Origin of the sequence: Enterovibrio qingdaonensis, assembly GCF_028683135.1 — a bacterium.
Classification (GTDB): Bacteria; Pseudomonadota; Gammaproteobacteria; order Enterobacterales; family Vibrionaceae; genus Enterovibrio; species Enterovibrio qingdaonensis.
The window spans coordinates 358,155-372,120 of record NZ_JAJUBB010000003.1 but is presented as its reverse complement, the minus strand read 5'-3'; the positions used below and the strand labels follow the sequence as shown (position 1 = coordinate 372,120).

The following is a 13,966-nucleotide window of genomic DNA, read 5'->3' as shown; positions in this document are numbered from 1 at the left end:
AACACGGCAAATATGCCCAGTGAAGGCAAAACCCATCCAATTTGGGGCTTTTTATGACGAACGGGAGTTATGTCTGTCATAACCGGACAAAAATTGCGTGATAAAGCAAAAGAAAACTCTGTTGCTTATGCCCGTTAAAAGTAGGGCAAGTTGATGCGTATGTGACCCCCCAAAAGTAGGTTTCTCGTGTTTCTATTGCAAATGAGACAGGTTGAGACACATCAGTGACAGCCAAAATAGAAACTGAAGCAACAATAAGGCGTTCGACGGGGTGTTTGTCACTTGAACTTGAAGTCGAGTGAATCGTTTTACCGTAGCCTTAAGTTGGCTAATGAGGATGAATTCAGGAGGCTCGATGGAATTCTGAAAAGAATTTCACGACCTCCTGTTTTGCTTATTTGAGGGGTATAAGCTTATGACGGATCATAAAGAACCAAAAGAACAGATTCGAGAACAGGCAGATGAGAGGAGTACTCATCTAACGGTTAAAAACGGTCAGGTATACGTTATTCGTGAGGGCGTCGCGACACCTGTCCCGTTTTCCACGACCGTAGAATCTGGTGACTTGGTCGTTGCCAATCCTTCTGCGCACTATGTCGTGATCAAAAACGGCGTTCCAACCATGGTCAATGAACCCTGTGCAACCTGTATTCGCGTTGAAGGGGAAGGGGTAGAAGTCATTGGCTTATCGGGTAACATCGGTTTAAGCCAATCGGATGCCGCGCTTACGTTACTTGAGGACGATATCACCGCACTTCAACGTGCAATATTAGAAGGCATTGATCCGACGGAAGAACTGGAACCGCCAGCGGCTGGTGGGGTGGTAAGCTCATCGATTGGTGGTTATTCGATTGTTCACTATGACTATACCGCTGTGCTTGCTAAGGCAGGATTTGAAACCTCTTATATCCGAAAGCCTTTTGCTCAACTAAACGAAGACGATGCGCCACTCATTCCTGCTTTAGGCGGGGGTGATCTTTCCATTACTGTTAGAGAAGGTGATTTATCCGACCCGCGTCAGGGGGAAAGTTACCCTGTTTCTGGCAGTAAAACGTTGACGGTTTCGGCCGGAACATTAGGACTGGATGTCTCTTCGTTTGTTTTTGACACTTTAACCGCAGCAACCGTTGTTGCGGAACTTTCGAACGAAACGTTCACATCTGGAAAATCTATTTCCTATGCCTTAAGTGATGATGGGCGAGAAATTATTGGGACGTCTGATAGAGAAACGGTCGTCACGATTGTATTGACGCCTTCAGCGGCAGGAAGAGATGTCGAGCTAACGACTACGGTCACCATCTATGAACCGATTGACCATCTGCCTTCGGATACATCTGGGTTGGTTAGGGTGGTCAATGATGCGCTAGAAATCGATCTCTCCGTGAAGGGTGCGGACAATGGTGGTACTGCACTTCGTGAACCGATTGACGTAACAATTACCATTACTGACGGTGCCTTACCAACGATTGAGCCAGCAAGCATATCTCACAGCGAAAATGATCTTGGTTTTGTCTCTAAACCTATTCCTCTAAATATTGAAGCCAACTCCGATGAAATATCGACGGTAGCGTTTACTTCGACGTCTGAATTGCGCGCGGTTTTAGATGGGCTAACCAGTAACGGTGAAGCTACAACCTATGAAATATCAAATGACGTAATCACGGTTTCGCTTGCCTCTGATCCGTCTAGTAAGGTGTTCAGCATTCAATTAGAGAGCGATAACGGAGATTACAATTACGTCTTTTCGGAAAACGCGAGCGTAGATCAGGCTAATGGCGAGTCAGTATTAATTCCTGTCACCGTTGCCGTGACCGATTTCGATAACGATACCATTGAAGGTCGTTTCTCGGTGACCATTACCGATGGTGACAATGCTAACGGCAGCGCAGCAACTGAGTCAGGTAGTTTTGATGTGACGGAAGCGCGCATTGAAAATGGCACAGTGCCGAAGCAAACTGCCGAAGGTGAAATTGCTGTCAATGCAGGCTCTGATAGGCTGGAACCGGATTCTCTAAGCATTGCCAATCTAACGGAAAGTGGCGGTGTTCCTGGGTTGCTGGATGAACTTAATGAGCTGACTTCGAACGGGCAAGCACTGACGTTTACAGTTTCACCCAATTCAAGCGATGGGACGATTACTATTGAGGGTAAATTACCCGATGATCCTGTGGCGGTATCTATCACACTGGTGGCGACCCAAGCGTCTGGGTCAGGAGCGACGGGAGTCTCTATTTCGTCGACGTTCGAACTTAGCCAGCCGCTTGACCACGTGGATGATGCTAAGTTTGCGGGGAATCGCTGGGTTACCCGCAGTGAACAGTCTAATAACGCCGTGTTTGATATCGAACTTCAGGTTCAGTTAAAAGACAGCGATGGCGACGCGCTAGAACGCCCAATTTCGGTGAAATACCAAGTGACTGATGGCGAGTCTCCGACGATTCAAACGCCCAATATCGATGTCACAGATCCAGACGCGAATGCGCAAGCTGTTGTGGAAACGTCGACATTGGGGCTAGTGCTTGGCAGCGACGAGATCGCGTCTTTAGTTTGGAACATTGGCTCGGGTTTTCAATCGTTTGTGGAATCACTGTCCAGTGATGGAAATGCACTCTCTATCATCCCTTCAAATGCTCAAATAACGGGCTCTAGTGATCCAATAAATATTGGTTATCAAGACGGCAGCGGTGTAACAGTCACCGTACTGACCTTTACCCTTTTACCGAGCAGTGGTGAATATAAGGTTACGTTAAACGATGCTATCGATCAGCCCAACAGTGAAGATGTGGTCTTCAATTTGGGTGTTAAAGTCACGGATTATGACGGTGATAGTGCGTCAAGCACCTTCGAGGTGAAGGTCTTAGATGGAAAAGACTTGTCACTGAATCCTGTCGATGCCGATTTGACCGATCCAAATGTGGGAGACATAAACGAACAAGAGAACCTCAGTTTGGGATTAACACTTGGGGCAGATGCGCTGAAATCAGTGGTGTTTTATGCCCCAACGGGCTTAGAAGCAGCATTGAATGCGATCACAAGCAGTGGATATGACACGAGTGTGCAGCCTCAACCGTTTTCATCACTTTCTGACACCATCAGTATTGTTATTGATGATGCCAACTCCCCCAATAATGGCGAGACAGCACTAAGCATTACCTTGAATAAAGATGCTAATGGCCTTCCTGATGGCACGTATACCGTTAAACAGTTTTTTGCCATTGATGAGCCTAGTGATGTGATTAGCTTGCCCATAGGTGTAAGGGCGACGGATACAGATGGCGATACCGTTTCCAATGAATTCACTGTCACGATTCGAGATAGCGACGCATCCGGTGCGTCTCAGGCGTCCGGCACAGCCGAAATTACCGAGCCTGATCTGACTCCGGGTACGGGCGAGCAGGGCTATCCAGACTCAGCAAATACAGCGATCGAAATCAAAACCCAGAATGACCGACTTATCCCTGATTCTGCAGGCTTAGAAAGCGCGCAAGTCGCCAACGTATTGAACAATTTGAATGGTGTGCTTACCAGTAACGGCACGGCCGTTGTTTTTACCTACAACGCGACCACGCGAACGTTAACAGGTTCTGCGGACAATGAGGCGGTATTAACGGTTACGTTTCCAGCGGTACAGGCATCGAACGGCGCAGATGCGATTGTCTCTCCGACCATAACGCTGCTAAAGCCTCTCGACCATGATGCGAACGGAACATCAAATGCCAATATTTCGGTGAATGGTGAGCAAATAAGTATTCTTCTTCCTTTGCAAGTCAAAGACTCTGATGGTGATGCCGTCACTGGCGGAGCGTCCGTAGACTTAATCATTAAGGATGGAGCCGGTCCCTCCATTACCACTACGCCGGCGCTTAACGTAGAAGAAAGTGACATAAACCAAAATGGCAGTGGCGCAAACAGTAATCGTCCAGGTACCACGCCCGGCGGTGTGGGGACAGATCAGGACACAGACAGCGGGAAATTGGTCATTGATAAGGGCAGCGACAGCATCAATGACATTGCCCTCGATGTCAGTGCTTTTGCGTCAAACAATTCGGCAAACAGCCAAAACAGCTCGGGAGTCAATGTGCCATTGAGCTCCAAAGGCGAGCCAGTCACGCTAGTTCTCGCGAGTGATAGTAATGGGATTAAAACCTATAAAGGTATGGCTGAAACGCGGGAAGTTTTCAGCATAACCTTAGATTCACAAGGCAACTACACCTTTACCCTGCTTGGCGCATTAGATCACCCTCGTGGGGACGAGAAGAATACTTTAACCATCAACTTACCTGTCGTCGTGACGGATTCTGATAACGATACAGCGACCAGCATTCTAAACGTTAATGTGACAGATGATGTGCCATTTTCGTTGGAGACGGATGGGGTCGGTGTCGGCGGTGGTGCGCTCGTGACAGAAGAAGGAGACCACTCGCCAAGACTAACAGTGATGCCGGCTAGAAATCGAGGAGCAGATGATAGCCACATCACGTCAGTGACGATCAATGGTGAGAAGCATGAATTGAACGTTGGCCTAAACAATACTTTCACTGTTACTGAGGGCGTTGGTGGGCAAGTTCTTGGTACGCTGCTGATCCAAAGTTCTGGCAACGTTCAGTTTACAGCTGCCGAAGATGTTGACCACAGTGGCAGCACGAACAATCGAATCGTAGAAACCTTCAGCTATGAAATACTCGATGGTGACGGGGATATTGTGGTTGGCTCTACACAAATTGTGGTGGTGGACAGCAATCCGCAACTCGTTGTAGAAAATGCGACAGGCGTTGAAGACCAAGGGCGTGAAGGCGATCCTAATGATGACTTGGTCGATAACCCTGCTGACGGGATTCCGATCAATATGTCGGTGAACGTCGGGGATGATGATGAAGGCGAAACGGTCGATCGCGTCTTGATCACCTTGCCCGCAAACGCACAGGGAACGTTTTATGCCAATGGCACGGAACTCGCGGTTACAGACGGAAAAATCACCCTGCCTTCAAATCTGTTTACGCCAGATGCTCAAAATGAAATATGGACACTACAAGGTGTCACCTTTGTCCCTGACCAAGACTATTCCGCTTCCAGTGGTATACCAACTTTCACAGTCACTGGCTTTGTGAAAAACACGGATGGTTCTGAAAGGGCACTTCCTACACAGACGTTTACCATCACGGTCGAAGGTATTGCAGACGTTCCGCAATGGGATTCTGAAAATACCACACTCTATTACAACATTGATGAAGACAGTGAAGGCGCAAACCTTGCTATTGAAGCAGACTTGCAAGACAGCGACGGTTCAGAAACGCTGACCTATTTCCTTACATTGGAAAGCGGCGAAGCAACGTTATTACTAAATGGCAACGAACTGACGCCAAGTGGCGGGAAATATGAAGTCGCGGCAGCAGACATCAATAACGTCGTTGTAAAACCCAATGCAAATTATTCGGGCGACATTACCTTAACAGTGGTCGCGCAAAGCAAAGAAACGTCAAATTTTGTTGCTGGCCAGCAAACGGCCGATTCGGCCCCGAGAACCATTACCATTGCGGTTAATCCAGAGGCGGACGCCACCACGCTCAAAGTTGCGCGAGTAAGTGGTGATGAAGATACCTTAATTCCTTTGGGCAATAGCATTGAGTTAACGAACACCGTAGACACCGATTCTTCTGAAACCTTGTATGTTTGGATATCCGGCTTGCCTGAAGGTGCCAACCTGTTTATGGGAACAGATAAACTTGTCGCCGATAACAACGGTTTGTACGAAGTATTGTATTCGGACATCGCGAATCTAAAGCTTGACCCTCCGCCAGAGAGTAATGTGGATTTTGCCATTTCTGTTCGGGGAGTAGTGAAAGATACAGCCATCATCACAAATGCCTCTGGTGTGGACCAAACTGTCACGCAAGTTTATGAAACCAATGCAAAAACCTTGAATGTTGCACTGAAAGGTGTGGCTGATGAGCCAGACATCGAACCTGATCTTGGTGATATATGGCAACCCGTTATTGAAGGTGGCCAGGAAACGGGCATAGAAACGACCATTGAAGAAGACAGTTCAGTGTCGCTTTCTTTCCAGATCAAATCAGGAGAAGACGGTGACAAGTTACCGGGGGACAACTCTGAAACCCTAACAACCTTGCTGACTAAGATCCCTGAAGGCGTCACCTTGCTCGACACTAACAATCAAAAAGTGAATTTGGTTTACGCAGGGCTAGATGACGAAACGCCGCCACAGCCTCAGTATCAGGCGAGTATCAATGGCTTGTCTGATATTAAGCTGATCCCCCCTGAAGGGAGCACGAAAGATATCACAATGACAGTGAGCATTGTGGTCACCGAAAATGATGGGGACTCGTTAACGGTAAATCGAGATGTGATCATTCACATAGAACCAAAGATCGATGCGACAAACTATGCCTTGTCATCACTGGGTTATGAAGACCAGCCCATTGATATCAACTGGCGACCTGATGAGGACAGTGGATTTACCGATAATCGAGAGGAAATTGTTGGGATCGTGTTTTCGATGTCATCGACCGCAATAGCGGCAGGTTACGAATTGACCATTGAAGGCGAGTCTTCGCCACTCGCATTCTCGAATGGTGAAGTGGTGCTTTCATCTGCGCAAGTCACCGCGCTAGTGAATGGTGCCGCTCTCACGATGAAAGCTCCGCTAAACAGTGATGTGGATGAAGATATCGGCCTTAGCGTAAAACTGACGGTCGAGCAAAAAGATGAGGACGACCCGTCAATTGTTGATCGTGTGGATATCACTGGCGATCTGAATGTACGGATTGTCGCCACGGTAGAAGAAGGGGACATTGAAGTCGTCAATAGCGCGAACACTGCCATTACAGCAATCAGTGATGGGGGAACGGGTTCAATCTCTTTGTCGGAATCTGATCATCGGTTGGTTTTCAAAACCGCAGAAGGCATTAATACCGACGGGAGCAGCCAAGAGTTAATCACGGAAGTCGTTATTTCTTTTGTTCAAAATGCACAAGGCGACCCTTTTACTGGCGAAAATCAAGCCTACTTTGACCAGTTTTATATCAAAGGTGGGATAAACAATGGCGATGGGAGTTGGACAATTCCTGAATCGTCATTGGCCGATTTGACGATTTCAACATCATCACCCATCAGTACACCTGTGTTCGTAAAGATTGTGGGAACAGTGCAAGATCAAGGCGATGCAGGTGAAGGCGATAAAAGTGCAGAAGAAGAACAAGCTCCCATTGTAATCACACTGGACTTTAGTGGTCACAATACCAACACGCAAGAAGCCGGGGACATCACCGTAAACACTGGTGACATCACTGGTGTTGAAGATACAACGCTCAACCTTGGTCAACAACTGGACGGCCTTATTTCAATCGATCCAACCAATGCGCCTGATGATGAATTGACGCTTGTTATCAATGCAGCGGTGCTTTCATCAGCTGGCGTAACGGTGTCGGGCATGGAATTTAACAGCGTGACGGCTGAATACGTTGCGAAGGTGAATGTTGCTGCGGATGGTAGTGTTGATCTGTCGGGTGTTTCTCTCTCTTTGCCTAAGCACTTTGCAGGAGATTTCACGTTACCTATCAAGTTGGTTACTACCGATCAGGAAAGCGGAGATACGAAAGAAATTACGACGACGATTGATGTACTTATTGCCCCTCAAGTCGATGGCGTAGAGACCAGTGTTACAGTGATTCAAACCAACGGTTTAGATAGTGAAAAACAACCTGATCCTAACAGTACCACGGTCTTTTCTGGCGAAGCACTTGAGGACGGCATTATTAAGTTAAGCATTACCGACGAGCTGTTAGATCTGGACACTGATCCCACGAAAGGAGTAGAGAACATTACTTCCGTGGAATTGAGCGTCGAAGGTGGTACGGGTCAGTTTGTTGATGCTTCGGGACAGGTGGTTGAGGATCAAAATGGCGTCTATACCGTCTCGGTTGCCCAGTTGTCGGAGATTTATTTCAAACCCACTGAAAATTACAGTGGGCCTGTGAGTGTCAATATCAAAACATTCATTACGGATACGGCGCAAAACGACGATACAGGCAACCCGGACTCCTCCGTGTCAGGTAGCGTGGAGTCGAGTGTATCGTTCACAGTTCTGCCCGTTAACGATCCCATTACGTTTTCAGGTAACGCCAACCCAATCTCAGGCGATGAGGACAGCCATATCGCTTTGACCGGAATTTCGGCAAATGTTCAGGATACAGACGGCTCAGAAGAGATTGTATCTATACAAATTACCGGCGTACCCGATGATTTTCAGTTGGTTTCTACAGGAAGCCAGCTTGTACAAAACAGCGGAAATGGCGTTTGGACTATTAATGTGCCCAGCGGCAGCCAATCTGTAAACCTTGACCACATTGCATTTGTGCCGCCTGAAAACTTCAGCGGCTCTCTGACCGTCGACTTTGTGGTGTATGCGAAAGAGAAAAACCTCGACGTACCGAAAGAGTATGAATCCAGTATCAATGTTGTGGTGAACCCAGTTGGTGATGGCGTAGACACGGACATAACGACAGCAGTGTCAGGCACTGAAGATGAGCAAATCGTCCTGCCTCTCGATATCAGTGTCATAGACAATGGGCCGTCTTATGATGGAACGGGATTGGCAGTGACAGAAAATGGTCCTGAGCAAGTTCGCGTCGTGTTGACGAATGTACCTGCTAGTTCGACGCTAAGTTTGCCAACAAATGCGCCTGCGGGAAGCACGATTGAGAAGCAGCCTGATGGTTCTTGGATAGCAAACATCAATGGGCAGACTTTATCCGAGTTGATCTTCACACCCGGTGACGCCAATGAAAACAACTGGGACGGTAAACTTGAGATTTCGGTTCGTGCTGTTGATAACGGCGTAGAAGCTGTCAGTTCACTATGGGACGATCAAACCATCACAGTGACGGTTTCGGCGGTCAATGACGCCCCTGAACTGACGTTGCCGAGTACACCGCTAGCGGCAGAGGAAGAGAGCGCACTGCTCATCGAGTCTATCCAGGTTAAAGATGTCGATGCAAGTGAGTCGCCGTCGGGTGAAATAGAGGTTAGGCTCAGCGTAAAAGATGGCGTTATTGGTTTACCTTTAGGTGCACCAACAACGGGTATCACAGTCACGGGAGCGGGTTCTGAGACCTTGATTTTGGAAGGGCCACTGGATGCCATTAATACATTGTTGGCGGCTGGGGTGACGTACACCGGAGATACGAATTTCTCTGGCGCAGACCTTCTTACTGTTACCGTTGACGATAATGGCAATACGGGATCTGGTGGCGCGAAAACAGATGCCGAATCTGTTGCGATCAATGTGGCACCGAAGCCGGACATACCGAGCTTAACACTCAGTAATGCACAAACTGCAGCGGTTGGTGGCAGTATTGCCGCGTTAATACCGCTATTGGGTTTGGCTGCGGCATTGACCGATCCTTCAGAAACCTTGTCTGTGGAAATCAGAGACATTCCATCATCACTGACGTTTGTTGATAGTGATGGTGTTACGATTGGTACCGGCCCAGTTGCAGGGACGTTAACCTTGACTGCAACAGAGCTGGCACAACTGCATGTGATGAGTTCATCCCCAGTGACAGCGACGGTTAGCGTGGTTGCGATTTCGACGACAAGCCTGAATGAAGACGCAGAATCAACGCCGATATCATTGTCAATTAATGTTCAAGACCCTGCTCAGCAAGCCATTCACGCGCAAGACACAAGTGTAGAAAACGTTGTTGTGTCCGGAAATGAAGGGGCAACACTGGAAGGCGGTGATGGCGATGATTCACTGATTGGCGGGCTTGGTGCCGACATTCTCATTGGTGGCAGTGGCAACGATGAACTGTTTGGTGGGCAAGATGGTGCTGATGTTGTTAAGGATACATTTGTATGGTCAACCGGTGATCTGGGTTCGGTTGGTTCTCCGGCGGTTGATACCATCAAAGACTTTGAATTGGCGCATGATGTGTTAGACCTTAGCCAAGCGGTGAGTGTCTCTAACCTCGCTACGTTTTCTGATCTCACAACGCAGTTGTCGCTGAGTGAGAAAAGCGGTAACGCTCAACTGAATATATTGACCAGCGGAGATACGGTTCAGGAAATTATTTTACCAGGAATAAGCTTGGACGCATTGGTGAACGGTGATGCATCGAACCTTTCTCAATCAGAGCAGATCGCCGCCATTGTAAACAGTGGCGTACTTCATCTCGGAGACAACATTGGCACGGAAGAAAATGATTCTTTAGTGGCTGAGTCTGGCGGGGAGAGTCTTTTTGGTATGAATGGTAACGATACCCTCCAAGCAGGAAACGGTAATGACATACTCACTGGCGGGGAAGGGGATGACATTTTCCTTTGGCTTGAGTCATCATTATCGACGCCCAAAAATAGTGACACTGTCACTGATTTTGAGTTGGGACAGGACAAAATTGATATCACGGATTTGCTTCCCGATTTGGGTGCGTCACCGACAGCTAGCGATTTGTTGCCGTACTTTGATGATGCTGAAGTCGATGGCAATGGGACGATAACACTGCAGATTTTGTCAGGGTCAAATGAACAGACCATCGTCATGGAAAATATGGATGTGTCTAGTTCAGGATTAGATCTCGCCGCCGGTGCCCAAACTAGCGAAATCATTAATGCACTATTTGACCAACAGGCATTCAAATTGGACTAAAGACAAATCAAGGTGTTGAATTCAGAAACAACAAATTTCGAACAATCCCTCATCAGTCTCAATAAAAAGACTATGCTGAAAGAGGAAAATTTCAATTTGCCTCTTAACCGTATCGAGATTTGGAATGAGCACAGTACAAAAAAGTTCAATCTTGACTGAAAGTGGTACCAACGAGCTTGAAATTATCGAATTCCGTTTGGAAAAACGACTTCCCGACGGCGGTACCAAAGTGTGTTTCTACGGAATAAACGTTGCGAAAGTACGTGAAGTTATTCGTGTGCCTGACACCACGGACTATCCCAATGCACAGCCAAATGTACTTGGTGTGTTCTCCCTGAGAGGAAAGCTGATCCCGCTGGTGGACTTGGCGGGATGGCTGGGTGTGGCAACGGGCTCAAATGTAGAAAGTAAAGTGGTTATTGTTACTGACTTCAACCGCATGTCTAATGGCTTTCTGGTTGATAGCGTGTCACGCATTCATCGCATCTCCTGGGAAGAGGTTGAGTCACCAAGCCAGTTCTTAGAGGCGTCGGATCAGGACTGTGTTGTGGCCGTTGTTCGGCAAGAAACAAACCTGATTATGATCCTTGATTTCGAGAAAATCATTGCTGATATCAATCCAGAATTGAGTATGGAGAAGTATGATGTCACCAAAGATAAGCGGGTCGTTATCGATGATGCAATGGTAGCGAAGCGCGAAGCGAAAACTATCCTCGTCGTTGATGACTCGGCGTTCATTCGACGATTGATTGAGAACACATTGCGCTCTGCGGGATACAACGTTATTACCGCCAAAGATGGGCAAGAAGGGTTGGACAACATGATTGAGTTTGTTCGCCTTTGTTCCGAGGAAAACCTCCCCATCTCAGAGTTCGTTGATGGTGTTGTCAGTGACGTAGAAATGCCAAAAATGGACGGTATGCACTTAGTGAAACGATTGAGAGAAATTGATGAATATCAGTCGATTCCGATTGTAATGTTTTCCTCATTGATGAGCGATGACAACCGTCAAAAAGCCTTAGATTTAGGTGCAAATGACACCATCACCAAGCCTGAAATTGGTCGAATGGTAGGTCTAATGGATAGTTTTGTTCTGAAAGAATAATGCGCACTCTAAAGCGAAAAAAAAAGCACCGAATAGGTGCTTTTTTTTGTGCGCTCTTGTGATTACGCAATTTGGTGGGAAAAGTTTCGTTTACTCATGGCGAGTAGAGCAAAGAATGCGATTGCTGCGCCAATTCGTATGAACAGATCAAGCCCCGGCCACATCATCGCGGCGGCTAATCCAAAGGCAACAAGACGAGAAACAAGATTAATGGGGCCTTCGAGATAGCCTTCCAATCCTGCGATCAATGCCCAAACACCAATAACGGCAAAGAGAGTGACAATAACAACTTGCTGGAAATCACCTGCAACCAGCGGTGTATAAGCCATTAATAAAGGAACAAGGTAAAGACCTTTCGCAATTTTCCACGCTTTGAAGCCTGTTGCCATTGGGGGTGTTTTTGCGATGGTGGCTGCCGCAAAAGCAGTGAGACAAACCGGTGGTGTCACATTACTGTCTTGTGATAGCCAGAATATGATCAAGTGCGCAGCAAGCAAAGATAGACCGACAGTAGCGGGACCAAGGCTTTGCTCAAGTAAGGTTGCCTTAAAATCGTCAGGCACGTTACCCACCAATTCAATAGCTGTCTCAAATGCCATCGGAGAGCCCAATGCAGCCAGTTGTTCCGGTGCGATGAGCATAAAAATAGTTTTTGCCTCTTCAGGTAATTGGCCCGAGACAAGCAGCTCAATCAACTGTTGTTCAGCGATCAGTCCATAAATGGCGGGTGCAGAGAGGGTACCCAGTACAATGTATGATGCGGTAACGGGTAATCCCATACCGAGTATCAATGAGGCCAGCGCAACAAGTACCAGCATAATAAACAAGCTACCACTGGCCCAATCATTAATCATCAACGAAAACGTGTTACCGATACCTGTTGTACTGATGACGTTTACTACCAAGCCAATGCCTGTCAACAAAACTGCGGTTGTTGCCATATTGCGCGCACCTTGCGCTAAGGCATCAAAAATATCAGCTATACCCATGCGGCTCGGTGATAACCATGATGCAACGACGACAGAAATAATGGAGATGCCTGCGGCATAAGTGGGTGTGAAATCCATGACTAACAAGGTCACGAGAACAACGAGCGGGATCAGGTAGTGCCAACCAGACACCAGTACTTTTAGCATAGGCTCAGTAGTGGCTTCTACTTGGTGAACACCTGAGCGTTTCGCCTCTATACGAACAAAGAACGCGACAGACAGGAAATAAATCAAAGCCGGTGCAAACGAGACGGCAATAATTTCAACGTAAGGGATTTGTGTATAAGAGGCCATGATAAAGGCACCTGCACCCATTACAGGCGGCATTAGTTGACCGCCTGTAGAGGCTGCAGCTTCAACGCCCGCTGCAAACTTGGGAGGGAACCCGGCTTTTTTCATCAAGGGTATGGTGATAACGCCGGTTGATACGGTATTTGCAACGCTTGAACCGGAGACTGAGCCCATCAAACCTGAACCTAATACCGCAACAAACCCAGGCCCTCCGATGATTTTCCCAGCAGCAGCGCGTGATACGTTGATGATGTAATCACCCGCCCCTGATTTAACGAGAAAGGCCCCGAATAAAATAAACATGAAGACATAGCTCCAAGATATTCGAGATATGGGCCCGAACATGCCTTCAGAACTATAAAACGCACGGTAAAGCATGGTTTCGGCAGAGAGGCCGGGAAACGAGAATATGCCATCAATCCAGCTACCCCACCAAACGACATAGGTGAGAGCCACGATAATCAGGCAAGGGATAAACCAGCCCATGGTGCGCCTTATGAGCTCAAGCGCAATCAAAATGGCGATAATGGAAAAAATCCAATCAGTGGTAACAAAGGTGACACCACGCTCGTAGAGTGCGTCCTCCCCCCATATGATATAGATGAGGCAAGCCACTGCAGCGAAAGCGATACCTATGTCGATAGTTAAAGCAAATCGGCTGTTTCGCCATTTTGCGGCTGCAGGGTAGGTTAGGGCACACATGACTGAGAAACCCGCGAAATGAGCAGCAGATACCCAAAGCTCAGGCAACGTGGCAAGGGTATTGAACCAGATGTGAACCAATGACAACAGAATGCCTATGACAGTGACACAGCGCGTGAGAAGCGGGAAGTCAGTGCGTTGAGTTAACTCAAATTGGGAAAGTTTTTCGTCGATATTGTCTTGGGTTGAATCATCGGCGGGAGTGTGATCTTTCAT

General features: G+C 47.6%; 3 protein-coding genes. 2 read left to right on the top strand and 1 reads right to left on the bottom strand.

Annotation, left to right across the window (positions count from 1 at the left end):
* Window positions 1-415 precede the first annotated feature (415 nt).
* Both LRP49_RS06515 and LRP49_RS06510 read left to right on the top strand, forming a co-directional pair.
* Window positions 416-10,663, top strand: coding sequence for a retention module-containing protein (locus LRP49_RS06515; RefSeq protein ID WP_274141056.1), 10,248 nt, complete (start codon window positions 416-418; stop codon window positions 10,661-10,663).
* 124 nt (window positions 10,664-10,787) lie between these two features.
* The gene (locus LRP49_RS06510; RefSeq protein WP_274141054.1) at window positions 10,788-11,768 is read left to right on the top strand and encodes a chemotaxis protein CheV; all 981 of its coding nucleotides are present in this window, start codon (window positions 10,788-10,790) and stop codon (window positions 11,766-11,768) included.
* Between the two features lie 62 nt (window positions 11,769-11,830).
* Here the strand turns inward: LRP49_RS06510 and LRP49_RS06505 are convergent, their stop codons facing one another.
* Window positions 11,831-13,966, bottom strand: a complete 2,136-nt coding sequence (locus tag LRP49_RS06505; protein ID WP_274141052.1) for a TRAP transporter permease — start codon at window positions 13,964-13,966, stop codon at window positions 11,831-11,833.

Bases quoted from the DNA above. Each gene is read 5' to 3' on its own strand.
- LRP49_RS06515 (WP_274141056.1), top strand. From the start codon at position 416: ATGACGGATCATAAAGAACCAAAAGAACAGATTCGAGAACAGGCAGAT.
- LRP49_RS06510 (WP_274141054.1), top strand. From the start codon at position 10,788: ATGAGCACAGTACAAAAAAGTTCAATCTTGACTGAAAGTGGTACCAAC.
- LRP49_RS06505 (WP_274141052.1), bottom strand. From the start codon at position 13,966: ATGAAAGATCACACTCCCGCCGATGATTCAACCCAAGACAATATCGAC.